This window comes from Eubacterium sp. AF15-50 (assembly GCF_934835595.1).
Classification (GTDB): domain Bacteria; phylum Bacillota; class Clostridia; order Lachnospirales; family Lachnospiraceae; genus Eubacterium_G; species Eubacterium_G segne.
Window position 1 is genome coordinate 1 of the sequence record NZ_CAKVZL010000006.1, and the last position, 23460, is coordinate 23460.

Consider the following 23460-nt stretch of genomic DNA (forward strand, 5'->3'; position numbering starts at 1 on the left):
GGCTCGAACCCTGCACACCCTGATTAAGAGTCAGGTGCTCTACCAAATGAGCTAGAGGCGCAAAACCTATGTCTTTGTTCTTTAACGGAACGAATGCTATTATATAACAGTTTTTTAATAATTTCAAGTAATTTTTTACATTTTCTTCATTTTATTTTCTTTTTTGTGATTTGCCACAAAAAATCACTGTTATTTTCTCATTTAGCAGTTATTATTTCCAATTTTTTAACGGTTATTACAGCTTTTTCAACAATTCCTCCTTCTTGCTATTAAATTCTTCATCACTTAATATTCCCTTTTCTTTTAATTCAGATAATTTTTCTATCTGCCCTAGTACATCCACCTGTGCTTCCGTGGTATTTTGGGTTGTTTCCTTTATGAATTTGTCCGGAATGTCGTTTTGCCTTAGCACGTCCATAAATTCCACGCATTTTCCAGCCTGTCCGTATATACTTACTCCCGTTAGCATTTCCAAACGTATTAACTGATTCTTGTTATCGCTGTCTATGTAGGATATTTCAATGTTATTTTTTTGCTCCATGGCTTTCATATCAGAACGTGAACTACTTAAAAGCCATTCTGCATTGCTTATTTTTCTTTCTACAATTTCAAGTTTTTTTATTTTTTCGTATGGAATTGCCATTTCCTCAAACCACTCCACCGTTGTCATTGTAGGTTTCAAATAAAAACAGTCCTCCAAAACATTTAACCCTATCTCCCCTGACTGAGCCTTAGGATATTTTGCCAAACCTCCATTATATGTAACGCCATAGCGGATTATTGCTCCCTCCACAGGTGCCTTCATGTTTTTACTCTCTGCATTATGCTGTTTCATCTGCTCCGAGGATTCCGCAAAGGCTTTCTTTGTTTTGTCGGTAGTGTCTTTTAATGTTTCCTTGGCTTTTTCAAACATTCCATCTATTTTGTCATTTCCAAACAATCCCATTTTTTCACCTTCCCTACATTATCAAATCTGTTATATGCTGTGCTGTTCTTACGGAATCCAATATAATCCATCCGTAAATTCCATAAGCTACTACCAATGGCATTATTACAACCACTATTGCAGGGATTCCTTTTTTCAGAATGTTCTGTTTTTTAAAACTTTTTTTTGCAAAATCTCCGAAATTCTTATCTGAAAAATCCTTGTCTCTTTTAATTTCTGATAATGCCATCCCAAAGCCCACAAAATACACCAACGCTCCTAAAAGTGACCATACATTTGCTATCAGGTAAATGCCTGCTATGGCTAAAACCCCCGTGATAACACCGTAAGCCGGAGCTGCCTCCTTCTTTTCCACCTTAACTTTGCTTTCTGTTATTTTTGCTCCGCAAGCTGTACACACGTTAATGTTATCCATTACTTCCTTTCCACATTTTGGACATTTTTTCATTATTTCTTTCCTCCTTTGATTTTATGCCCTAATTATATTCCTTCATAGGTACACACGTGTGTCTCCTTAAAATTTAATCGTCTTACTTTTACGAATTTTTTAAGTTTTTTTATTTCTTTGCAAATATTTCTTCCTATAATTATTGTTTTTTATTTTTATACTATTTATAATGTTCAAATAGGCACTTATAATTATGAATTTATGCTTTTAGGAGAAAAAGTTTTATGGACAATAAAAAAAATAAATTTGAAGTCAACAGCAGATATTTTACCATTGCAATTTACTGCATCGTATCTGTATTTATTATGGCAGTTTTAGTGCGTGCCGTTTTCTTTTGGGAGTCAACTTCAGCCACTCTCAACGCCTTCTTATCTGCCATGTCACCTTTTTTAATAGGAATACTTATTGCTTTCCTTATTAATCCGTTAGTTTCCTGGATGCGAAAAAAGGTATTCAAAAAGTTTTTCCATATAAAAAATGATGCTTTAAACAGAATGTTGGCAATTTTTGTATCTTATGGCATTGTTTTAAGCGCAACAGCTTTGGGACTTACTGTTCTTATTCCTGAATTAATTGACAGTTTGAACCAGCTTTTGGAGAAAATGCCTTCATGGGCTAATTCCATTATGGACTTTTTAAACAGACTATCGGAAAAGTACCCGGATTTGGATCTTAAATATATACAGGATACCATAACCAGTGCCGATTCAACTCTACAAAGTTTTCTTAGTGATTTTATAAAAAATATCACCACTACCATTGTTGTAACCGGTGTTACTGTTATTAAATTTGTATTTAATCTTATTGTTGCAATTATCGTTTCTTGCTATCTTCTTATTGATAAGAAAATGCAGATACGTGGAATTAAACGTATTGTTTTTGCTACTTTTAAATATGAGCGTGCCAACAAGATATGGAATATTATTAAAAGGTCTCTAAGAATTTTCATGGACTTTTTTGATGGCAAAATGATTGATTCCCTTATTATCGGAATTTTAACTTTTATTAGCATGATAATAATCAGCCTTTTTAATGTTTCCGGTTTTGCCGAGTGTGCCCTTTTAGTAAGTATCATTGTGTGCATTACCAATATGATTCCATACTTTGGCCCTTTCCTTGGGGGAATTCCAAGTGCCCTTCTTTTGTGCATTTACTCTCTTCAAAGCGGTCTCATATTTGGCATACTGATTATTGTTATTCAGCAGCTTGACGGAAATGTTATTGGTCCAAAAATTCTGGGAGATTCCACAGGTATGCGTCCGCTGTGGATAATATTTGCCATTACTTTAGGTGGATGGCTTGCAGGTGTTCCCGGTATGTTGCTTGGTGTTCCTTGTGTTGCCGTTATTACCGGATTAATGGAAGACCATGTAAACGAGAAACTTGCCGAGAAAAATATTAATTTGCCGGTTATTAAAAATGAAAAGGTCCGCAAAGGGAAGGATAAGGATAAGAACAAGAACAATAATAAGGAAGAAACTAAATCGGAAGATTAAAATACAGATAATGATACAAGAAGCCGGGGGATGTAAGACTTGGTAGATTGTGAACTTGTAGATTGTGGCAGTTGGATTGTGATTTTTTTACAATTCAAATTATTTAATCTATGCTTAATATAATGGTGCTGTTATATTAACTAATGAGTTCTTTTTCAGATAGATAAGTGAACTATCTAAATAGAGACATCACACTGTTAATGTAGCAGCCCTTTTCCATATATTTTTTCATATCTATTTTAGTATAAAACATTATACAAAAAAGATACATATTCCGAATATTATTAATATCAATATATATTCGGAGGTTTTTCTATGAATAAAGCAGTCATTATAAGTTGCATTTTTGCATCAACATTATTTTTTTCAGCCTGTGGGAATTCAAATATTTCTCAAGATAAAAAAACTGAAGTCAAAACCACTACACAGATTTCAACTTCAGTTATTACTACTACTTCATCATCTAAATCAGTCACGAATTCAAAAATAAATTCAACTACTCAACTAACAGCAACAGAAAATAATTTCAGCGATTCAGATATTCAAAATGCACTGAATGTAGCAAACAGTTATTATAAAACCACCACACAAAAAGTCAAAAAGCTTTACTTTGACAAAATTGATGGTAAAAAAATCATCTTTAAAGGTAGAGATACTAAAAGTAATGCATACCGTAGAATAACTCTAAAACAGAAAAATAACAACTGGGTGGTTGTAGGTGAAGGTTATTAATCTGCCAGCATCAAGCTTAATTTAGAGTCTCTCTTTCCTACCGGGAATTTCTTATGAAATCAATCTTTTCCCGGTTTATTTCATCTCTTTCAGCCGGTGAAGGCATAATTCCTACCGGGAATTCCCTATGTAATCAATCTTTTCCTGGTTTATTTTCAGATTATATTTCTCTCACAGCATCCAAATGATTTGTGTACAGTTATTTCCTCAATTCACACTTTCCAACCACCCACGCCTAATTTCCAACCAGCTTCCATTTAGCCTAATTCCCCTATTTTCTGCCATTTCCCCTTTCTACCCATTAGCCACCGGCTTGCCCGTCTACCTATTAGCCACCAGCTTGTGTATAGGATTTCCCATTTGAGAAAACTTGCTTTCATATTCCGTCATTACATTTCCTTTAACCATTTCGCTATCATTATGAAGATCCCATGTCTGTGCTACCAGATTCCATCCTGCCTCCGGCACCTGCTCTAAGGAAAACTGGAAAAGCAAATCATTATCTGTCTTAAATTCCACCACTCCGTCTTTTTTTAGAATATTATCATATCTCTCGAAAAACTGCTTTGACGTAAGTCTTCTTTTTGCATGTCTGTCCTTCGGCCACGGATCTGAAAAGTTCAGATATATTCTATCAACTTCTTCCTTATTAAATACATCACAAATATACTCCGCCTCCATTCTTATAAAACGGAGATTTGGTACCTCTATATCCTGGCACTTTTCAATTGCTCTAATCAAAACGCTGGAATACTTCTCAATTCCTACATAATTAATATCCGGATTTTCAAGGGCTAACTGTGTAATAAACCTACCCTTGCCCATTCCTATTTCTATTCTTATGGGATTATTATTTCCAAACTCTTCATTCCATTTTCCTTTTAAAACCTGTGGTTCATTTATTGCTAAATTGCTTTCTGCAATAGCTTCCCTTGATCCCGGTACATTTCTTAATCTCATGCCTGTCTCCAATCTGTAAAATACATAAATTTATTTGCCTGATATAGATATTAACTAATCACTTATTATAATGAAAAATTCTAATTGGTTTCATTAATTTTTTCAAGTTTTTATTGTAATTTTTACAAAAAGTGTTAAAGTAGACTTAAAGTCTAAGAAAGGGTATTTGAGCAAATCTGCCCTTGATGTGTAAGTCTCGGTAAGATTGTCACCGGGGCTTTTTGTCTATCATCTTTACTACATATTTTGTTTAATGTATTATTAATTATTATTTAAGGATAATAGTATAATAGAGGGGCAAATGTATTTTTAGTGCCACTCTGTTTTATGCCCAAAACCATATGATATAAAAATCTCACAACATAAAAACATATGGTATAAGATTATATGACATAAAACAATATAACTTAAAATGAAGGAGGCTGCACATGAGTCAGGATATTAACAAAATCATAAACGAATTGGCAGAAATTGATTCAGCTTCAGCTAAAATTATGCAACAATCGCTTAATGAAAAAGCAAAGTATGCAGATTATATTAATCAGCAAAAAAAGCAATACGACCGGGAACTTCAAATGGATGTGGACTCCTGTGTTAATGAATATAAAGAACAGTTAAATAAAGAAAACGAAATAGAAATAGATAAATGCCAAAAGGAATGTTTAAAGGATATAGAAAAGTTAAACAATCTCTTTGCATCAAAGGGTGAAGCCTTAGCGGAAGGTATATTTAACAACATTATAAAGGAGTGAGCCTATGAGAAACGGAAAATTAGTGGCTTACAGTGGCATGACTACCAAAATAAGGGCAATGAAAAAAGGTCTTATTTCCCAGTCTGAATATGATGAGATTGCAAACTTAAAAACTGTTCCTGATTTAATCAGTTATCTGCAAACCTTTCCATCATATGCAGATGTTTTGTCGGATTTAGATGCTTCCACAGCCCATCGTGGAGATGTGGAAAGCCGCATGACCTTTTCAACATACTATGATTTTTCTAAGATATTCCATTTTGCCGGAAACATGCAAAAACGATATTTGGAATTTTATTTTATGAAGTACGAAATTGCCACTTTAAAGGCATCCATGCGAAATATTATGGACAGCAGAAATTCAACTATTCCTGTCCTTGTTGATAAACATTTCAAGCGACATTCAAAGCTTGACATGGATAATCTTATAAACTCCTCCAACATGGAGGAATTTGTAAACAATCTTTCAGGCTCTGTTTATGAAAAAACAATTAGAAAGGTTTACGAACTTGACAGCCCTACACTTTTTGATTACGAAATGTCCTTAGACCTTTTCTTTTTCAATTATGTGTGGGACAACAAAAATAAATTTATTCCAAAGGGTGAATGCAAATACTTCCTGGATTCCTTCGGTTCTCAGGTGGATTTGTTAAACATTCTCTGGATTTACCGCTGCAAAAAATACTACACGGTAACAGATTCCCAGATTTATTCGTTTCTGATACCCATTTATCACAATATTGAGAGAAATGACATAAAAGCCATGGTAGAAGCTGAAAATAACGAGGTATTTTTTGAGTTAGTAAACAAGAGCTATTACGGACGTACTTACGGGTTTGAGCCGGGAGAATCAATGGAATCCCAGTTTGGTGGAATTTTAAATACTATATATATGGAAGATTTCCGAACTGCTCCATACTCCTTAGCAGCTATAAATGCATACTTCCACCTAAAAAATTTGGAGGTTGCAAAGGTAGTAACGGCAATGGAGTGCATAAGATACGGATATTCTCCGGAAGTCATTACCCGATACATTAATCAAAAGAAAGGGGTTTTGTAATGATTGAAAAAATGAGTTTTGTGACTTTAGCCGGTCCCAAAAATGAAATCGATTATCTCGTAACCCACTATTTAAGTAAGCATGATATTCATTTAGAAAATGCTTTGGCAGAATTTAGTTCTTCCGACCAGTTCACCACTTACAACGAGGAAAATCCTTTTAAGGATGCCCTTAACAAAAGTCACGAACTTATGGGACTTGTGAAGAACCCTGAAAAGGTAAAAATTGAAAATATCAGTATTAAAAGTGCTGAAGGCTTTATAGATAAAATTGATGACAGGCTTTCAGACATAGAGGATGAGATTTCAAAGCTTAATACTCAGATTCAGGCTCTTGATGCCGACTTCAACTCCCTTGCCCCATTTAAAGGGCTTAATTACACATTAAAGGGAATTTATGATATGGATTTTTTCAAATACCGTTTTGGCAAAATTCCAAAAGTCAATTTTGATAAGTTTGAGTCGTACCTTGACCCTGATATTAACGCAATTTTTATTACTACTTTAGCAGAGACGGAGTATGTTTACGGGGTATTTTTTGCACCTAATGAATATTTTGAAGAAGTTGCAAAAGATTTTAAGAACATAAATTTTGATGAAATTGCCATTGCAAAAAAATATAAGGATTTTCCTGACAAGGAATGTGAAAATATTTTAAGTCAGAAAGAAGATTTGCAAAAGCAGGTTCAGGCAAAGGAAGATTCCATAAACGACGTTATTGAAGAAAGCAAAACTAAACTTGTTTCCGCTATCAGACGAATAGAAACTGCATATAGTAATTTTGACGTAAGGAAATTATCAGCGGTCACAAGGGAATCCGGTGTGAATTTTCAGGTTTTATGTGGATGGATGGCAACTAAGGAGGCAAAAAAACTCCAGAAGGAAACCGACGACGATGTAAACGTTGTGTGCATTGTCAGCGATGATGTCACGGAGCATAAAACCAAGCCACCAACAAAATTAAAGAATTTAAAAATTGTAAAGCCTTTTGAATTGTTTGTAAAAATGTACGGACTTCCGGCTTACAACGAATTTGACCCTACTTTATTTTTAACCATAACCTATGCCTTTATTTTCGGCATAATGTTTGGTGATTTAGGTCAGGGTCTATGCCTTTTTATTGGTGGAGCTATTTTATACAAAGTTAAAAAAATGGATTTGGCAGGAATTGTCTGTGCCGCAGGAGTAAGCTCCTGTATATTCGGTGCCCTGTTTGGAAGCTTTTTCGGATTTGAGTTTGATTCCGTCATAAGCCCTCTTAAATCCATGGTAACACTACCGTTTTTAGGAGAAATTAATATTGTTCTTGTAGCAGCATTTCTCTTTGGTTCATTTGTTATATTAACCACCATGGTGCTTAATATTGCCAATGCTATAAAGCAGAAAAACCTTGGCAAGGCATTGTTTGGGCCTAATGCCGTAACCGGTTTTATCTTTTACGCCAGCGTTATAGCAGTTATTTTACTTTACATGACAGGAAAGCCGTTGCCGGGAACAGTGTTGCTTATAATAATGTTTGTTGTTCCCCTTGCTTTAATATTCTTTGAGGAACCTCTTAAGAATTTAATTGCAAAGAAAAAGCCTATAGATGAATCGGCAGGAATTTTTGCGGCAACAGCGTTTTTTGAATTGTTTGACTACCTTATAACTTATTTGTCAAATGCTCTATCCTTTTTGCGTATCGGAGTTTTTGCCATAAGCCACGCAGCCATGATGGAGGTTGTTATGACCTTAGCCGGTGCGGAAAATGGTGGCATGCCAAATATATTTGTAGTCATTATTGGAAACATTATTGTTTTAGGTATGGAGGGACTTGTTGTTGGAATACAGGTACTCCGTCTTGAATATTATGAAATTTTCGGACGTTTTTATGATGGAAGCGGACGTGAATTTGTTCCATTTAGGAAGAATAATAAATAAAAACATAAAAACCAGGAGGAAATTAACATGTTAATTAGTATTTTATTTTTAGTAGCTTTAGTACTTACAATTGTACTTCCAATTATTGTTTATTTTGTAGGTGAGCAGAGTAAAGGTCGTTTTAAAAGAACAATGCTTACTAACTGCATTACATTCTTTAGCGTATTTCTTTTTGCAACTGTTTTCTTATTCACAAACACTGCCAGTGCTAAAGTAGCTTCAGATTCTACTATTTCAAGTGGTATCGGCCTTATTGCTGCCGGCCTTGCCATTGGACTTTCATGTATAGGTTCAGGTTATGCCGTTGCAAGCTCAGCCAGTGCAGCTCTTGGTGCATTAAGCGAAGATTCAAGCATTTTCGGTAAAGCCCTTATCTTTGTAGCCCTTGCAGAAGGTATTGCTCTTTGGGGATTTATCGTTGCTTTCCTTATTTTAACACACGTTGCATAAATAACGTTTTTGGAGGCGTATATGAAAATGTATTTAATTAGCGATAATGTGGACACTTTAACAGGCATGCGCCTTGCCGGTGTTGAAGGTGAAGTTGTACATGGTCGCAAAGAGACAAAACAGGCAGTTGAAAAGATTTTAGAAGACAAACATCTCGGTATTCTGCTTATTACGGAAAAATTAAGTTTTGAAATTCCTGAAATAATTGATGATATCAAGCTTAACAGGAAACGCCCTCTATTAGTGGAAATTCCTGACCGTCACGGTTCAGGAAGACAACCGAACTTCATTACCAATTACATTAATGAAGCTATTGGAATAAAACTTTAGAAAGGATGTGGCGCCAATGACTATAGAAGAAAAGATGGAGCACTTCAGAATGATTTCTCTTGAAAGTGCCAATAATCAAAGTGCTGAATCATTAAGCAGCTACAAAAAATCCTTAGACGATGATTTAGAGGTCTATAAGGACAATTCTAAACGACTTGCAGAGGAATCAAAGCGTGCAAGAATTAATCAGGTTAAGTCTGATTACAAAAAGCAGCTTGCATCTTCCCAAATGGCAATAAAAAAGGATTTAACAAAAAAACAGTCTGAAATTAAAGTTAAAGTTTTTGACATTGTCCGTAAAAAAATTGCTGATTACAGAACTACTCCTGAATACATTGCAAACATTAAGCATCAGATACAGTCTGTTTTAGATGAATATGGTGATTCTGAGCTTACGGTTTATATTGATTCAAATGACTCAGCTTTACTTGATGAATTAAAATCAGATTTTAACTGCAATATACAGGTTTATGATAAGGATTTTCTTGGAGGCACAAGAAGCATTATTCCTGATAAAAATATTCTGATAGACTATTCTTTTAAGACAAAGCTTATGGAAGAACAGGAAAAATTCGCAATTACATTGTAGGAGGCAGCCAATTGGAAAAAACAGGTATTATATATGGCATTAACGGGCCTGTCGTTTATATTAAAGGAAAAACAGACTTTAAAATGGGCGAAATGGTTTACGTTAGTTCTGAAAGATTAGTTGGTGAGGTAATCGGACTTACTTCAGAAATGACTACAATTCAGGTATACGAAGAAACCAGTGGTCTTAAACCCGGAGAATTGGTGTATGGTACTGACAGTGCTATTTTCGTTACACTGGCTCCCGGCATACTTGATAATATTTTTGATGGTATTGAAAGACCTTTAAGTGAAATAGAAAAACAGTCAGGAGCCTTTATTTCAAGAGGTGTCAGTGTAGATTCCCTTGATACTAAAAAGAAATGGAAGGTTCAGATTAAGGTTTCCGTGGGAGAATATGTTTCCGGCGGTACAATCATTGCGGAAACTCAGGAAACCCGGGCTATTGTCCACAAATCAATGGTTCCTCCATACATAGAAGGAACAGTTATTGATGTGGCTGAAGATGGTGAATATACCATTAACGACACCATCGTTACTATAAAGAAAGAAAATGGAACTATTGTAGACCTTTCTCTTACCCAGAAATGGCCTATCAGACAGCCACGACCTATTGCAAAGCGCTATGGAACAACACAGCCTCTTGTTACAGGTCAGAGAATTATGGACACATTATTCCCATTGGCAAAAGGCGGTACTGCTGCCATTCCGGGAGGTTTTGGTACCGGAAAAACCATGAACCAGCATCAGATTGCCAAGTGGGCTGATGCAGATATTATTATTTATATCGGATGCGGTGAGCGTGGTAATGAAATGACTCAGGTTCTTGAGGAATTTTCAGAACTTACCGACCCGAAATCCGGCAATCCTTTAATGGATAGAACAACACTTATTGCAAATACAAGTAATATGCCTGTTGCAGCCAGAGAGGCTTCTATTTATACAGGTATTACTCTTGCAGAATATTACAGGGATATGGGATATCACGTTGCAATTATGGCTGATTCCACATCCAGATGGGCTGAGGCTCTCCGTGAGTTATCAGGACGTTTGGAGGAAATGCCTGCTGAGGAAGGTTTCCCGGCATATCTTGCCAGCCGTCTTTCGGCATTCTACGAAAGAGCCGGTTATATGGAAAACCTTAACGGAACTGAAGGTTCCATTAGTATTATTGGCGCAGTTTCACCTCAGGGTGGTGATTTTTCGGAACCGGTTACACAAAATACCAAACGTTTCGTACGTTGTTTCTGGGGTCTTGACAAATCCCTTGCCTACGCAAGACATTTCCCGGCCATTCACTGGCTTACAAGCTACAGTGAATATGTGGATGAACTTGCCAACTGGTACAACACAAATGTAGGCCCTGATTTTACCGAATGCAGAGCTAAAATACTTGCCCTGCTTAATCAGGAAAGTTCTTTAATGGAAATTGTAAAGCTTATTGGTAGTGACGTTTTGCCGGACGACCAGAAGCTTACTTTGGAAATTGCAAGAGTTATAAGACTGGGATTTTTACAGCAGAATGCATTTCATGACCAGGATACCTGCGTTCCGCTGAAAAAACAGCTACTTATGATGAAAACCATACTTTATTTATATGACAAGGCATCAAGTCTTATTTCATACGGCATACCAATGTCAGTTTTAAAGGAAAATAAGATTTTTGAAAAAGTCATTGCCATAAAATATGATGTTCCTAATGATAAATTAGGTATGTTTGATGATTATACAACCGCTATTAATAACTTCTATTCAGAAATAATGGAAGAGAATGCATAAGGAGGGTACCATATGGCTATAGAATATTTAGGATTAAGTGAAATTAATGGACCGCTTGTTGCATTAGAAGGTGTAAAGGATGCGGCTTTTGACGAAATTGTTGAATTTTCCATTAATGATGGTGAGGAAAAACGTCTTGGACGTATTATTGAAATATATGAGGATAAGGCAATAATTCAGGTTTTTGAAGGCTCGGAGGGTATGTCTCTTACCAATACCCATACCAAGCTTACAGGACACCCTATGGAAATTGCCCTCTCTCCTGACATTTTAGGACGTACTTTTAACGGTATTGGCCGCCCTATTGACGGTCTTTCACCTATCAATGGCGAAAAGCGTGATGTAAACGGCAAACCTTTAAATCCGGTAAGCCGTGAATATCCCAGAAACTATATAAGAACCGGTATTTCCGCCATAGACGGACTTACCACATTGATTCGTGGACAGAAGCTGCCTATTTTTTCCGGCAACGGACTTCCACATGACCAGCTTGCAGCCCAATTGGTAAATCAGTCTTCCTTAGGAGACAGTGATGAAAAGTTTGCCATTGTGTTTGCTGCCATGGGCGTAAAAAATGACGTTGCTGACTTTTTCAAAAAGTCTTTTGAGGAATCCGGTGCCTTAGAACATACCGTTATGTTCCTTAACATGGCGAATGACCCTGTTGTAGAACGTCTTATTACCCCTAAGGTTGCCCTGACAGTTGCAGAATATCTTGCCTACGAAAAAGATATGCATATTCTTGTAATTCTTACTGATATGACAACCTATGCAGAAGCCATGCGTGAGGTATCTTCTTCTAAAGGGGAAATTCCTTCAAGAAAAGGTTATCCGGGATATTTGTACAGTGAACTTGCTACAATTTATGAACGTGCCGGCATTATTAAAGGTGCCAAAGGTTCCGTAACCCAGATTCCGATTCTTACAATGCCAAATGATGATATTACTCATCCAATTTCTGACCTTACAGGATATATTACGGAAGGTCAGATTACTTTAGACCGTTCATTAAATGGCCAGGGAATTTATCCTCCTATTAATGTTCTTCCGTCTCTTTCAAGACTTATGAAGGACGGTATCGGTGAAGGATTTACAAGGGATGATCATCAGGATGTTGCAAACCAGCTGTTTTCGGCTTACGCCAAAGTAGGTGATGCCAGAGCTCTTGCTTCAGTTATCGGTGAAGATGAATTATCTCCAACAGATAAGAAATACCTTGAATTTGGTAAAGCCTTTGAGACTGAATTTGTAGGTCAGGGTCTTGGAGTAAACAGAAATATTATTGAAACATTAAATCTTGGCTGGAAGCTTCTTCATATTCTTCCTAAAGAAGAACTTGATAGAATTGACACAAAGATACTGGATAAATACTATGATGCATTTGGAGAAAATTAAAGTTTTTCCAATTAAATTGCTAAATGTGATTACACCACTTTTGGTAATTATACACTTACTAAAATAGGAGTGGGTTTATTATGAATTTAAACACAGTACCTACAAAAGGTAATTTGATGTCCACAAAAAGTTCCCTTACCCTTGCAAAACAGGGATTTGAGCTAATGGACAAAAAAAGAAATATTCTCATTCGTGAAATAATGGATCTTAACGAAAAAGCAAAAGGTATTCAAACAGAAATTGACATGACCTTTAAGGAAGCCTATAGCGCTCTTGAAAAGGCAAACATTGAACTGGGAATTAAAAACGTGGAAACTTTTGCTTTTAACGTTACTCCTGAGAATGACATAAGGATAAAATCAAGAAGTGTTATGGGTACGGAAATCCCTCTTGTAAGGCATAAGGAAGAAATCCGAAACCCCGTATATTCTTTTTATGGCACTACGGAATCCCTTGATATGGCAAAATCCTGTTTTGAGAAGGTTAAGGATTTAACCATCAGACTTTCCATGATTGAAAATGCCGCTTATCGTCTTGCTTACAATATCAAGAAAACCCAAAAGCGTGCCAACGCCCTTAAGAATATAACCATTCCAAGCTATGAAGCATTAGTAAAAACCATTGAAAATGCTTTGGAAGAAAAGGAACGTGAGGAATTTACAAGACTTAAGGTTATAAAATCAAGGGTTAAATAAAAAAACAGTAACCATTGGACAATATTAACTGTTCATTAGTTACTGTTTTTTATTATTCTTATACTATAGTTTATCCTTTACTACGTTAATATTATATACATACAACTATTTATTTCCACTACTTTTTTATCATTATTTTTTTATTCAATATATGATTTATCAAAAATATTTTGTAAATTAATTGCATTTTGCCTTTATTTTATGTAAAATATATTTTATATGATTATATTTTGGAGATTACAATGATTACATATAGATTTAAAAAAGTTTTATCAGCATTGCTTATTATGATGCTGGTACTGGGAAATATTTTTATCCCAATTACTGATTCCAACACAGGATTAGGAATTGCAGATGTTTCTGCAGCCCCTAAGAAGACAAGCACCAGTTGGCCTAAGGCACCTACTTTGCACGGTGAATCTGCTATATTAATTGATGCATCCACAGATACTATTTTATATGATAAAAAGTGTAACAAAAAAATGTATCCTGCCAGCATTACAAAAATAATGACGGCACTTTTAACAATAGAGAATTGCAAATTAGATGAAACAGTAGTTTTTTCAAAAAATGCCATTAACGGATTAGAATATGGTGATGCCAATGCCGGTTGTCAAATTGGTGAAAAGTTATCTGTTAAGGACTGCTTATATGCATTAATGCTTACATCCGCCAATGAAGTTGCCACCGCACTTGGCGAACACATTGCCGGCTCCACAAAGGAATTTGCTGAAATGATGAATGAGCGTGCCAAAAAAGCCGGTGCCACAGGAGTTCATTTTGCCAATGCCAACGGTCTTCATGACCCAAATCACTATGTTACGGCATATGGCATGGCTATGATAATGCGTGATGCTCTTAAATATCAGACTTTCAGAGACATTATTAACACATCAGAATATACAATTAAAAAGAATAACAAAAGAAAAGAAAATTTTAATTCTTACCAGCGTCATAAAATGGTTAGACGCTACAGCGGATTTTACTACGATGGAATTATTGGTGGAAAAACCGGATTTACTAATCAGTCTGGGACAACCCTTGTTACCTCTGCCGAGAGAAACGGCATGACTCTTATTACAGTTGTGCTTAACTCAAATGGTAACAATGTTTACTATGACACCAAGGCTTTGCTTGATTACGGCTTTGACAATTTTCACAAGGTTAATGTTGCCCAAAACGATTCCCGTTTCAAAAATACAGAAAGTGTTACTTTGAAATCACCTTTCTGTAACGACAATAGCAGCATTTCCATAGATGATTCCGCCTGTGTGGTTATTCCTAAAAAAGCAAAGTTTGCAGATTTAACATCTGAAATATCCTTTGGAATTTCTAATGATAAATTTGCAACTATTACTTACAAATATGGTTCAAAATCTGTAGGAACAGCTGGTATTAAATACACTAATACCGTTGCAGATACCCCAAACGAGTCATCTACAACTTCTGTTGCTGAAAGTGGAACCACAAACTTAAGTTCAGAAAGTGTACAAAGCAAAACCGCTTTAGACACTGAAAATAAAACTGCAGCCGCAAACAGTGATAATTCAAAGAAATCTAACTTCAAGGTACCAAAAATTCTACTGCCTATTATTATTGGTATCGTAATTGTTGTTATTTTAATATTAATCATTGTTATGCAGCATAGAAGATTAAATAAAATAAGAGCGAATAAACGAAATAGAAATCGCTGATTATTAATTTAGGAGGTATTAATATTATGAATTGGGTAGCACCTATTAAGGACGAAGACACACTTCGTCTATTTGGCAACGCACTTAAAGAAGTTGACTATAAGTACTACATCATGTTTGAAGTTGGTGTGGGCACGGGACTTCAGCTTCAGGACATTCTTTCATTTAAGGTTAAGGATGTAAGAGACAAAGATGAAATAACTGTTGAAATTGGAACAAAGAACATTAAGAACATTTTTAAAGTTCCGGAAGATTTAAAGAAAACAATCCATACTTTCACAGAAGGTAAGGATCCGGATTCTTACTTAATATTAGGACATAACAATTCTAACAAGCCTCTTTCAAGAGAACAGGCATACAGAGTTCTTCGTGCAGCCGGACATAGCATCGGACTTAACTCTATTGGAGCTCAGACCATGAGAAAAACATTTGCATGGAAATATTACAATGAAACAGGAGATATTTACTATCTTCAGAATTTATTTAACCATGCTTCTCCATCTATCACATACCGTTTTATTGGAGAAAAACCTAATATGCAGGTTGTTTTAAAGAAAATGACTCCACAGGAAAATGAAAAGAGCCGTTATATGCTTTACTTAAATGGTAGTGGTAAGAAACGTCTTAATGCTGTTATTGATGCGGTAACTGAAATCCGTGACAAATTCGACGATCCTATGAACAACGATTCATTCTATGGTAAAGTTGATTGTCTTTTAACAGAACTTGAAGCTCTTATGGAGAATTATAAGGAAACTAAATAATAAACAAAAAAGTAGCTGCTTATCCTTTTCGGATATACAGCTACTTTTTTATTTAATCGTCATCCTCATTTTCATCCTCATTTTCATCCCATAACTCATCTATGACGATTTCTTTATCCAGAGACCTCTGTCTTCTCTCACGTCTCTTTTCCCTAATAGATTCCTGTTTGTCGTAAATACTTTTCGCCCCTTCTTCGTCAGTGGATTTCATAATTTTAATTGCAAAGAAACTGTCATCTTCCACTTTCTTTATCTTAATCTTTCCTCTGACATAACCATGCACGGCACATTTTCCTAAGCAATAATAAGTCTTTCCACAGTCGGAAAACCAATCCAGTTCCTTTTTCAAATATTTGCCACATTTATTACATTTCATGTCGCTTACATCTTTATCTTCGAACATTTCTTCTTTAGAAAGGAATTCCCTTGTTACTAACTTGGTATACTCATCAAACCTAACGAAAATCTCTTCTTCCTTAATTCTAGGTGAATAAAATGTATCAATAGATAATCGGTTCTTATATTTGTCAAAGTCCATAGTCTGCATAACTCTGGCCGTGTAATAGGCATCGCTCAAAGCCCGGTGGAATTCATGATCCTCATCAATTTCCAAATATTCAACAGCACTTGTGAGAGTTCGTTTCATATGTCCATCGTCATATCGCAAACTAAACATTTTCTGCAAATCCACAAAAAATAATGGGAAATCCAGCACTCTCTCTAACCTGTAATGTTTCATATTCTTCTGGAGCTCCGTTAAATCCATAGAACCCCATGTACAGAACATATAATCATCTCCGCACCAGTCAAGAAATTCAATAATTGCTCTCTTGAAATCCTTTCCTTCCTTCAATTCTTCTTCAGTAAAATGAGTTATTTCCCGAATTTTATAATGAAGTTTCTTATATACTCTTGGTCTTATAACCTGTTGGTAAGAATCCAGTATCTCTCTGTCCTCACTAACTCTCACTGCACCAATTTCTATGATTTCAAATGGCAGGTCCGGATAATAATTACTTTTTCCATATGGATTTTGATTCCACTCTAAATCCATTACAATATAGTCCATTATCAATCTCCATATTTAGTTTTATATCAGATAATTATACTACGATTGTAGTAATATTTCAACTTGCGGAGATTCTGGGTATAATTGTGGATTTTGTGTTTTATTCTCTTGATTTAATGTACTCAACAATTCTATTGTCACTACTTTTGAATTTTTTCAACAAGGATATTATTCCAAATAATATTAAGTACCCTATTAAAGCTCCAATAGTATTAAAAATTAAATCATTAACATCAAAGGTTCTAAAATTATATCCTATTAACATATTCACTAACAGCTGTGAACTCTCGACTACAAGACTTAAAATAAATCCCACAATAATAGTCTTTTTCCAATTATTCTTTACTACAAATCCCTGCAAAAATCCTATCGGAATAAACATAACAATATTCAATAAACTTGTCATATGAGCAAAATCCTTAAAAGGAATCAAATTAACATCCCTGCCCAATTTTATTCCACCTAATTCAGTTTCCATAACATCATTATTAATAAAGATTGGAAACTGAGTTTTATAAATTATCAAAATAAAATAAAAGCATATTAATAATAAAGCAATTATTTCTTTAAAATTCTTATTAAATATTTTTTTACACAATACAGCTAAAATCAACGATAAAATTATTAAACAAATTAATATTTCAAAATTAAAATCATAAATCATGTTTCACCTCTCCAAATTAATCTTAATTTTTGTAGTCCAAATGGAAAAGTATATTAATATGCAGAGAAATTATCTTCCATACAAATGTATTAACATAAAATGCAGCAATGAATCTACAACCATTGCTGCATTTTATAATGTTCCCAGCGGGAATCGAACCCACAACTAGTGCTTAGGAGGCACTTGTTATATCCATTTAACTATGAGAACAAGTGCCGGCTTAAGACTATGGAAAAACCCGTAATCCATAACCGGCATTTTATTTTTTAACCAGTATATATAATACTATTTTGCTTCTATTTTTTCAAGTCCACCCATGTAAGGTCTTAAAACTTCAGGAATTACAATACTTCCATCTGCCTGCTGATAATTTTCCAAAATAGCTGCTGTTGTTCTTCCGGCTGCAACGCCACTTCCGTTTAATGTATGAACAAATTCAGCTTTATCACCTGCATTATCCTTATACTTAATGTTTGCACGTCTTGCCTGGAATGTTTCAAAGTTACTGCAACTTGAAATTTCAACATATCTGCCGTAGCTTGGCATCCAAACTTCAATATCGTACTTCATTGCAGCTGTGAATCCTAAATCTCCAATACAAATCTTAACTACTCTGTACGGAAGTCCAAGCATCTGCAATACATCTTCTGCATCTCTTGTAAGTTTCTCTAATTCATCATATGAATCTTCCGGCTTGCAGAACTTAACTAACTCAACCTTGTTAAACTGATGCTGTCTTATAAGTCCTCTTGTGTCTCTACCTGCTGAACCTGCTTCAGCTCTGAAACATGCTGTATATGCACAGTGCTTAATTGGAAGCTGTGAGCCATCTAAAATCTGGTTTCTATACATATTAGTTACAGGAACTTCTGCTGTAGGAACTAAGAAATATTCCTTTCCATCTCCCTGTACCTTATATGCATCTTCCTCAAACTTAGGGAGCTGTCCTGTACCTGTCATGCTCTCACGGCTAACCATAAATGGTGGAAATACTTCTGTATAACCATGCTTTGATGTGTGTGTATCAAGGAAGAAGTTTACAATGGCTCTTTCAAGTCTTGCACCTAAATCTCTGTATACTGTAAATCTTGAACCGCTTATTTTAGCTGCTGTTTCCGGATCAAGTATTCCTAAATCCGCACCTAAATCCCAATGTGCCTTTGGCTCAAAATCAAAATGAGTAGGCTCACCGAACTTTCTTATTTCTACATTATCTTCATCTGTCATTCCTGCCGGAACAGAAGGATGAGGAATATTAGGTATTGTAAGCATATAGTTGTTTAAGTCTTCTTCTGCTTTACTTAAATCAGCGTTTAATGTCTTAACCTTATCTGAAATTTCTTTCATTTCTGCCATAATAGGTGCAACATCTTTTCCCTCTTTCTTATACTGTGGAATCAACTTAGATGTAGTATTCTGCTTAGCCTTTAATGCTTCAACCTCACTTAAAAGATTTCTTCTCTTTTCATCAAGGTCCTTAAAAAGACTTAAATCAAAATCTTCGTTTCTTGTAGATAAAGCCTTTGCAACTTCATCAAAATTATTTCTCAATAACTTTATATCTAACATTTCTCCTCCTACGAGTCACTTCTCTATTTGTGTTATTAACACGGAATGACTCTTATTAACAATCTTTTCACGGTATTTCGATTATACCCCTAACCTCCTATTTTTGCAAGGATTATGGCAAACATCGTCAATATATGTTATACTATTCTTAATTTCATTATAATAATACATTTTATTTAGGAGAAGGTAAAACATATGAATCTTGAATTAGTAAACGAAAGACGAAATAACAGTATTTATACTGATGGAAATAATACTTATAAGATTTTTAATAAAAATTATAAGAAAACTGATGTATTTTTGGAATCTTTTATTACATCCATGGTTGAAACAACAGGCATCAATGTTCCTTCTATAGAAGAAGTATCTGTTATGGATGGAAAATGGTATTTTAAATCTTCTATTATAAAGGGCACTACTTTGTTTTCCATGATACAGTCAGACCCTGATAATTCAGATAAATATTTAGATAAAATGATTGAAATTCAAACATCAATTCATAAAAACAGACTTGATAAACTGCCATTCCAAAAGGAAAAATTTGCAGATTATATTAAGTTTTCCAACTTGGATAAAAATCTTAAAATAGACCTTATTGACATGTTAAACACCTGTCCACGTCATAGGAAATTGTGCCACGGTAATTTAACACCTCATAATATTATTATTAATGAAGGTGAGGCTTGTGTTCTTGACTGGAATCATGCATCCCAGGGAAACGCCAGTGCCGATGTTGCCAGAACATATTTGTGGATGAAAATTAATATGCCTGATTTGGCAGAATCATATCTGGATAAATTCTGCGAAGCAACAAGCACAAGCAAGCGTTACGTTCAAAACTGGATTCCTATTGTTGCCGCAGCAAGAATTGCAAAAAATAATCCTGAAGAAATAAAAATATTAAAAAGTTTCATATCAGTTGTGGAATATTAAAATTTTCATTGAAAAAAGCAGAGTTTGTAGAAACCCTGCTTTTTCTATACCAAAAATCATCTGATTTTATACCCTTACTATTTCCACTGCTCCTAATTTAATAGTACCTGATAAAACAACAACAGTATCATTTACTGCATCTCCTTCATAGTGCCCGGTTTCATCCAGTGCCCCTAAAGTCGCTGTTGTAAGATTTTTAACCTTCCAGCTTTTTGGAATATATATTTCAACTCCGCCACACATACATTCAACTCTCACGTAAACCTCATTGCCCGCCGGAACTGCCTTATCCATATAAATTTCACAACCACCAAACTTATTTATAATTTCCACACTTTTTAAATTCTTAGAGTCAATATACTTTTCAGCTCCTGAAAATTTAGTTACGTGAACTATATTTTCTCCCTCTGCATGACTTGAGGTAAAATTTCCATATCCGTCTTTTTCGTCATATCCCTTTTTACATGCCTTTTTCCAGTTACGTCTTTCCTTGTTTCCGAATATAAGTGAAAATCCTATACTTAACAATATTGCCGAGCCTACAACCGGCCATGGAGTGATACTTTCTATTTTTAATTCATGTTGCCATACAATTCCAAGAAAGGCAATACTCATAAAAATAGAGAAAAACCCTCTATCTAAAATTCCCTTTACAAGCCATGCTGCCCACAGCAATGTAAACGCTATTTTTCCAAATTGCACACCGGGAAATATATCTAATTTGGTAATTATCCATATTACCGCAATAGCTATAAGTGCCATTCCCCAGAAAATATTTTTTCTTTTCATTATTCTTTACTCCTTATTTCATCTAATTTACTTTTTAAAGGTTTAAAATATCCTCGTGAAACAAATACGTGTTTATGACTGTCTTTAAATTCTATTTCACTTGAAGCAGTTATATTTTTAGTAATTGCATATACCTTTTTTACGTTTAATATTGCAGACTTTGAAATTCTGCAATATGTCCATGGCAATATTTTCTCAAGTTCATAAAGTCTGTAACCTGTGTCAAAAATATCATCCCTTGTATGTGCCTTAACCATGTCTCCTTCTGTCTGGAAAAACAAAATGTCCTCAATATCAATATAATAATCCTTCTGATCCTTATATAGCTCAAGTTTAATGTTTTCAGATAAACTATTGCTTATATTTCTTTGAAGCATGGCAATTTTTTCGTCAAATTTTGAACACTTTATTATTACCTGGTTTTCTATGCAATTTTCATCAATATCAATGATAACCTTCATATAACTTTCCTACTAATTAAACCTCTCTGTTTCTAATTAGAATTTTATTTTATTACTATATAAATGTAAATAGTATTTAGGCAACAGGTTAATTATCTCCTGTGACAGGTTGATTTTTTGCATATAAAAACCGCCATGCTAAGTTTTTAATTTAACATAACGGTTCTTATATCTATTAGAATTCAAAATATGGCTTTCCATTTTCCAGTTTACAGCCTTTAGCCTCTGCCATTTCAGACACTGTAACTAACTGATATCCCTTTTTTAGTAGTTTTGGAATAATCTTTTTTACTGCATCTACTGTCCATCCATGAATGTCATGCATTAACACTATATCTCCATCATGAGCATCATTCATAACAGACCTTATTGTTTCCTTTTTACTTTTTGTCTTCCAATCCAATGTATCCACAGACCAGCAAACCATAGGTGCCTTTACATATTTGCTTACCTTCTTATCTCTGATTCCTGCTCCGTAAGGTGGTCTCACAAATTTAGCTCCATGTCCTACATGTTTCTTAATTAAATCATTAACCCCTTCCACTTCCCATTTAATTTTTTTAGAGGATAATGTTGGCAATGACTGATGATCCATTGTATGATTTCCCATGTCACATCCTAATTCATCCATTTTCTTTAAAATTTCTTCCACCTTTATATCGTTTCTGGAAAGACTTGTGCCACACATAAAAAATGAAGCTCTCACATTGTATTTTTCCAATGTTTCCAACAATTCCAGGGTTCTCTCCCCCGGTCCGTCATCAAAGGTTAAAGCAATCATAGGTTTATTAGGATCAATTACTCTTTTATTATCTTTTGTTGTTTCCTCTTCAGTTTTACTGGTTTCTTCCTTTGTTTCAGTTGAAGTATTTTCACTGTTATCTGCAACATTCTTTGTTTTTTCAACAACTCCACCATTAACTCTGACAACTTTTTTACTCTCTTTATTTTTTTCTATTAAAGCGCAACCACCTGCTACAATTACTAAACACAATATTAATAACGTGGATATTACACGTATTTTAAGTTGTCTTATTCTCCTTTGTTTTTTTTCATTTCTTGTCATCTTATTCATCTCCATCATTTATATTTATGTTTCTTAATTATTTAAAATATTGTTTACTATATCTTTTGATATTACAAACTTAGGTGCCCCTGTACATCCTGGTCCTACTTCGTACTCATCAAATGCTATTACTATATTTCCCTCATTATTTATATAATAGTTTTGATTACCTGAGATTTCTTTAAATCCTGTAGAAATACCATTATCTTTAATAAAATATACAACGTCTTTAGTCAACATTTGCTGTTTCATTTGTCGTTTTATATCATTACTTATAATCTTTATATAATCAGATTTTTCCTTAAATATATCTTTTAGACTAACAATTTTTCCACTTGATTTATCTATATTGTAATATCTATGAAATTCATATCCACTTGCTCTGGTTTCGTTTATTGTAAATGCTATTGTAAACCACTTATCATTATTAATAACAATTTTATAATCCATATATAAATCACTAAATCCACTTGAACCTAAATCAACTTTATATTGATTTACTATCTTGTTTGTATATTTTTTTATATCATTGTTTAACTTTTCAACTGTTTTTTTATTTTTAATATCTCCATTAGAATCTATTTTTGCCATATTAATTTTGATATTTTTGTCTTCATCATATTTTCTAACTGTTATTACACTAAAAATATTTCCCACCAAAGGTATATTTTTTAAAGATGATGCTAATGTTTCATTTGTATTTGGCATAATTACAACTAACAACAATGCAGCAACAGAAATCATCCATCTTGTAATTATAACTTTTTTTCTTTTTCTTTTTCTATCTATCTTAGCATACTCTAAAATTTCATTTAATTTATTTTTTTCATCATCAGGAACTTCAACTCCAATATATTGATCTTTTAGTTTTTTTAACATTTCATCATTTACCATCTTAATT

Annotated in this window: 25 protein-coding genes and 1 tRNA gene; 15 read left to right on the forward strand and 11 right to left on the reverse strand. The window is 34.3% G+C overall.

Features of this window, described 5'->3' with window-relative positions; genetic code table 11:
• Positions 1-235: 235 nt before the first annotated feature.
• Both Q5O73_RS01400 and Q5O73_RS01405 read right to left on the reverse strand, forming a co-directional pair.
• Entirely contained in the window at positions 236-946 is a 711-nt protein-coding gene (locus Q5O73_RS01400; RefSeq protein WP_021953578.1) for an SHOCT domain-containing protein, read from the reverse strand.
• 13 nt (positions 947-959) lie between these two features.
• Positions 960-1394: a zinc-ribbon domain-containing protein gene (locus Q5O73_RS01405; protein ID WP_021953579.1), complete on the reverse strand. Its 435-nt coding sequence runs from the start codon at positions 1392-1394 to the stop codon at positions 960-962.
• A gap of 224 nt (positions 1395-1618) precedes the next feature.
• Here Q5O73_RS01405 and Q5O73_RS01410 point away from each other — a divergent pair, with 224 nt between their 5' ends.
• On the forward strand, positions 1619-2890 hold the full coding sequence (locus Q5O73_RS01410) for an AI-2E family transporter (protein ID WP_186840351.1): 1272 nt from the start codon (positions 1619-1621) through the stop codon (positions 2888-2890).
• Positions 2891-3205: 315 nt separating this feature from the next.
• Positions 3206-3622, forward strand: a complete 417-nt coding sequence (locus Q5O73_RS01415) for a hypothetical protein (protein ID WP_302629104.1) — start codon at positions 3206-3208, stop codon at positions 3620-3622.
• A gap of 321 nt (positions 3623-3943) precedes the next feature.
• Here the strand turns inward: Q5O73_RS01415 and trmB are convergent, their stop codons facing one another.
• Complete coding sequence (gene trmB / locus Q5O73_RS01420) at positions 3944-4582, reverse strand: tRNA (guanosine(46)-N7)-methyltransferase TrmB (RefSeq protein WP_021953582.1); 639 nt, start codon at positions 4580-4582, stop codon at positions 3944-3946.
• 428 nt (positions 4583-5010) lie between these two features.
• On the opposite strand from trmB, the gene Q5O73_RS01425 reads away from it, so the two are divergent.
• From Q5O73_RS01425 to Q5O73_RS01475, 11 genes are all read left to right on the forward strand, one after another.
• On the forward strand, positions 5011-5334 hold the full coding sequence (locus tag Q5O73_RS01425) for a hypothetical protein (RefSeq protein WP_021953583.1): 324 nt from the start codon (positions 5011-5013) through the stop codon (positions 5332-5334).
• Positions 5335-5338: 4 nt separating this feature from the next.
• Positions 5339-6394, forward strand: a complete 1056-nt coding sequence (locus Q5O73_RS01430) for a V-type ATPase subunit (protein ID WP_302668880.1) — start codon at positions 5339-5341, stop codon at positions 6392-6394.
• Entirely contained in the window at positions 6394-8313 is a 1920-nt protein-coding gene (locus tag Q5O73_RS01435) for a V-type ATP synthase subunit I (protein ID WP_302668881.1), read from the forward strand. The genes Q5O73_RS01430 and Q5O73_RS01435 overlap by 1 nt, the downstream gene beginning before the upstream one ends.
• Before the next feature lie 27 nt (positions 8314-8340).
• Positions 8341-8763: an ATP synthase subunit C gene (locus Q5O73_RS01440; RefSeq protein WP_021953586.1), complete on the forward strand. Its 423-nt coding sequence runs from the start codon at positions 8341-8343 to the stop codon at positions 8761-8763.
• Between the two features lie 21 nt (positions 8764-8784).
• On the forward strand, positions 8785-9093 hold the full coding sequence (locus tag Q5O73_RS01445; protein ID WP_021953587.1) for a V-type ATP synthase subunit F: 309 nt from the start codon (positions 8785-8787) through the stop codon (positions 9091-9093).
• Between the two features lie 16 nt (positions 9094-9109).
• Positions 9110-9682 (forward strand): V-type ATP synthase subunit E, encoded by a 573-nt coding sequence (locus Q5O73_RS01450; protein WP_021953588.1) that lies wholly within the window; start codon positions 9110-9112, stop codon positions 9680-9682.
• 11 nt (positions 9683-9693) lie between these two features.
• On the forward strand, positions 9694-11460 hold the full coding sequence (locus Q5O73_RS01455; RefSeq protein WP_021953589.1) for a V-type ATP synthase subunit A: 1767 nt from the start codon (positions 9694-9696) through the stop codon (positions 11458-11460).
• A gap of 12 nt (positions 11461-11472) precedes the next feature.
• Complete coding sequence (locus tag Q5O73_RS01460) at positions 11473-12855, forward strand: V-type ATP synthase subunit B (RefSeq protein WP_302668882.1); 1383 nt, start codon at positions 11473-11475, stop codon at positions 12853-12855.
• A gap of 80 nt (positions 12856-12935) precedes the next feature.
• Positions 12936-13550 (forward strand): V-type ATP synthase subunit D, encoded by a 615-nt coding sequence (locus Q5O73_RS01465; RefSeq protein ID WP_021953591.1) that lies wholly within the window; start codon positions 12936-12938, stop codon positions 13548-13550.
• A 242-nt stretch (positions 13551-13792) separates the two neighbouring features.
• Positions 13793-15244, forward strand: coding sequence for a D-alanyl-D-alanine carboxypeptidase family protein (locus tag Q5O73_RS01470; RefSeq protein WP_302668883.1), 1452 nt, complete (start codon positions 13793-13795; stop codon positions 15242-15244).
• Between the two features lie 26 nt (positions 15245-15270).
• On the forward strand, positions 15271-16008 hold the full coding sequence (locus Q5O73_RS01475; protein ID WP_021953593.1) for a tyrosine-type recombinase/integrase: 738 nt from the start codon (positions 15271-15273) through the stop codon (positions 16006-16008).
• A gap of 52 nt (positions 16009-16060) precedes the next feature.
• Here Q5O73_RS01475 and Q5O73_RS01480 read toward each other — a convergent pair whose 3' ends face one another.
• Both Q5O73_RS01480 and Q5O73_RS01485 read right to left on the reverse strand, forming a co-directional pair.
• Positions 16061-17077, reverse strand: coding sequence for a 3'-5' exonuclease (locus Q5O73_RS01480; protein ID WP_021953594.1), 1017 nt, complete (start codon positions 17075-17077; stop codon positions 16061-16063).
• A gap of 100 nt (positions 17078-17177) precedes the next feature.
• Positions 17178-17741, reverse strand: coding sequence for a VanZ family protein (locus tag Q5O73_RS01485; RefSeq protein ID WP_302668884.1), 564 nt, complete (start codon positions 17739-17741; stop codon positions 17178-17180).
• A gap of 40 nt (positions 17742-17781) precedes the next feature.
• Between Q5O73_RS01485 and Q5O73_RS01490 the strand changes: the two genes are divergently transcribed.
• Positions 17782-17910: a hypothetical protein gene (locus tag Q5O73_RS01490; protein WP_302668885.1), complete on the forward strand. Its 129-nt coding sequence runs from the start codon at positions 17782-17784 to the stop codon at positions 17908-17910.
• Here the strand turns inward: Q5O73_RS01490 and Q5O73_RS01495 are convergent.
• Together Q5O73_RS01495 and serS are read right to left on the reverse strand one after the other, a co-directional pair.
• Positions 17880-17951: transfer RNA gene (locus Q5O73_RS01495), tRNA-Arg, on the reverse strand. The two genes, Q5O73_RS01490 and Q5O73_RS01495, sit on opposite strands and share 31 nt — an antisense overlap.
• Before the next feature lie 75 nt (positions 17952-18026).
• Positions 18027-19310, reverse strand: coding sequence for a serine--tRNA ligase (serS, locus tag Q5O73_RS01500; protein ID WP_118590194.1), 1284 nt, complete (start codon positions 19308-19310; stop codon positions 18027-18029).
• Between the two features lie 195 nt (positions 19311-19505).
• On the opposite strand from serS, the gene Q5O73_RS01505 reads away from it, so the two are divergent.
• Positions 19506-20243: a phosphotransferase gene (locus Q5O73_RS01505; protein WP_302668886.1), complete on the forward strand. Its 738-nt coding sequence runs from the start codon at positions 19506-19508 to the stop codon at positions 20241-20243.
• Between the two features lie 66 nt (positions 20244-20309).
• Here Q5O73_RS01505 and Q5O73_RS01510 read toward each other — a convergent pair whose 3' ends face one another.
• From Q5O73_RS01510 to Q5O73_RS01525, 4 genes are all read right to left on the reverse strand, one after another.
• Positions 20310-21032: a LiaF domain-containing protein gene (locus Q5O73_RS01510; protein WP_302668887.1), complete on the reverse strand. Its 723-nt coding sequence runs from the start codon at positions 21030-21032 to the stop codon at positions 20310-20312.
• A complete protein-coding gene (locus Q5O73_RS01515) occupies positions 21032-21493 on the reverse strand; it encodes a LytTR family DNA-binding domain-containing protein (protein ID WP_021953599.1) in 462 nt (153 codons plus the stop codon). The genes Q5O73_RS01510 and Q5O73_RS01515 overlap by 1 nt, the downstream gene beginning before the upstream one ends.
• 175 nt (positions 21494-21668) lie before the next feature.
• Positions 21669-22559, reverse strand: coding sequence for a polysaccharide deacetylase family protein (locus Q5O73_RS01520; protein ID WP_021953600.1), 891 nt, complete (start codon positions 22557-22559; stop codon positions 21669-21671).
• Between the two features lie 33 nt (positions 22560-22592).
• A complete protein-coding gene (locus Q5O73_RS01525; protein WP_302624452.1) occupies positions 22593-23453 on the reverse strand; it encodes an RsiV family protein in 861 nt (286 codons plus the stop codon).
• Positions 23454-23460: the final 7 nt, after the last annotated feature.

Coding starts and splice junctions, on each gene's coding strand:
- Q5O73_RS01465 (WP_021953591.1), top strand. CDS start 12,936: ATGAATTTAAACACAGTACCTACAAAAGGTAATTTGATGTCCACAAAA.
- trmB (WP_021953582.1), bottom strand. CDS start 4,582: ATGAGATTAAGAAATGTACCGGGATCAAGGGAAGCTATTGCAGAAAGC.
- Q5O73_RS01520 (WP_021953600.1), bottom strand. CDS start 22,559: ATGACAAGAAATGAAAAAAAACAAAGGAGAATAAGACAACTTAAAATA.
- Q5O73_RS01425 (WP_021953583.1), top strand. CDS start 5,011: ATGAGTCAGGATATTAACAAAATCATAAACGAATTGGCAGAAATTGAT.
- Q5O73_RS01475 (WP_021953593.1), top strand. CDS start 15,271: ATGAATTGGGTAGCACCTATTAAGGACGAAGACACACTTCGTCTATTT.
- Q5O73_RS01430 (WP_302668880.1), top strand. CDS start 5,339: ATGAGAAACGGAAAATTAGTGGCTTACAGTGGCATGACTACCAAAATA.
- Q5O73_RS01400 (WP_021953578.1), bottom strand. CDS start 946: ATGGGATTGTTTGGAAATGACAAAATAGATGGAATGTTTGAAAAAGCC.
- Q5O73_RS01480 (WP_021953594.1), bottom strand. CDS start 17,077: ATGGACTATATTGTAATGGATTTAGAGTGGAATCAAAATCCATATGGA.
- Q5O73_RS01460 (WP_302668882.1), top strand. CDS start 11,473: ATGGCTATAGAATATTTAGGATTAAGTGAAATTAATGGACCGCTTGTT.
- Q5O73_RS01450 (WP_021953588.1), top strand. CDS start 9,110: ATGACTATAGAAGAAAAGATGGAGCACTTCAGAATGATTTCTCTTGAA.
- Q5O73_RS01515 (WP_021953599.1), bottom strand. CDS start 21,493: ATGAAGGTTATCATTGATATTGATGAAAATTGCATAGAAAACCAGGTA.
- Q5O73_RS01505 (WP_302668886.1), top strand. CDS start 19,506: ATGAATCTTGAATTAGTAAACGAAAGACGAAATAACAGTATTTATACT.
- Q5O73_RS01485 (WP_302668884.1), bottom strand. CDS start 17,741: ATGATTTATGATTTTAATTTTGAAATATTAATTTGTTTAATAATTTTA.
- serS (WP_118590194.1), bottom strand. CDS start 19,310: ATGTTAGATATAAAGTTATTGAGAAATAATTTTGATGAAGTTGCAAAG.
- Q5O73_RS01510 (WP_302668887.1), bottom strand. CDS start 21,032: ATGAAAAGAAAAAATATTTTCTGGGGAATGGCACTTATAGCTATTGCG.
- Q5O73_RS01415 (WP_302629104.1), top strand. CDS start 3,206: ATGAATAAAGCAGTCATTATAAGTTGCATTTTTGCATCAACATTATTT.
- Q5O73_RS01440 (WP_021953586.1), top strand. CDS start 8,341: ATGTTAATTAGTATTTTATTTTTAGTAGCTTTAGTACTTACAATTGTA.
- Q5O73_RS01470 (WP_302668883.1), top strand. CDS start 13,793: ATGATTACATATAGATTTAAAAAAGTTTTATCAGCATTGCTTATTATG.
- Q5O73_RS01410 (WP_186840351.1), top strand. CDS start 1,619: ATGGACAATAAAAAAAATAAATTTGAAGTCAACAGCAGATATTTTACC.
- Q5O73_RS01405 (WP_021953579.1), bottom strand. CDS start 1,394: ATGAAAAAATGTCCAAAATGTGGAAAGGAAGTAATGGATAACATTAAC.
- Q5O73_RS01435 (WP_302668881.1), top strand. CDS start 6,394: ATGATTGAAAAAATGAGTTTTGTGACTTTAGCCGGTCCCAAAAATGAA.
- Q5O73_RS01490 (WP_302668885.1), top strand. CDS start 17,782: ATGGAAAAGTATATTAATATGCAGAGAAATTATCTTCCATACAAATGT.
- Q5O73_RS01525 (WP_302624452.1), bottom strand. CDS start 23,453: ATGGTAAATGATGAAATGTTAAAAAAACTAAAAGATCAATATATTGGA.
- Q5O73_RS01445 (WP_021953587.1), top strand. CDS start 8,785: ATGAAAATGTATTTAATTAGCGATAATGTGGACACTTTAACAGGCATG.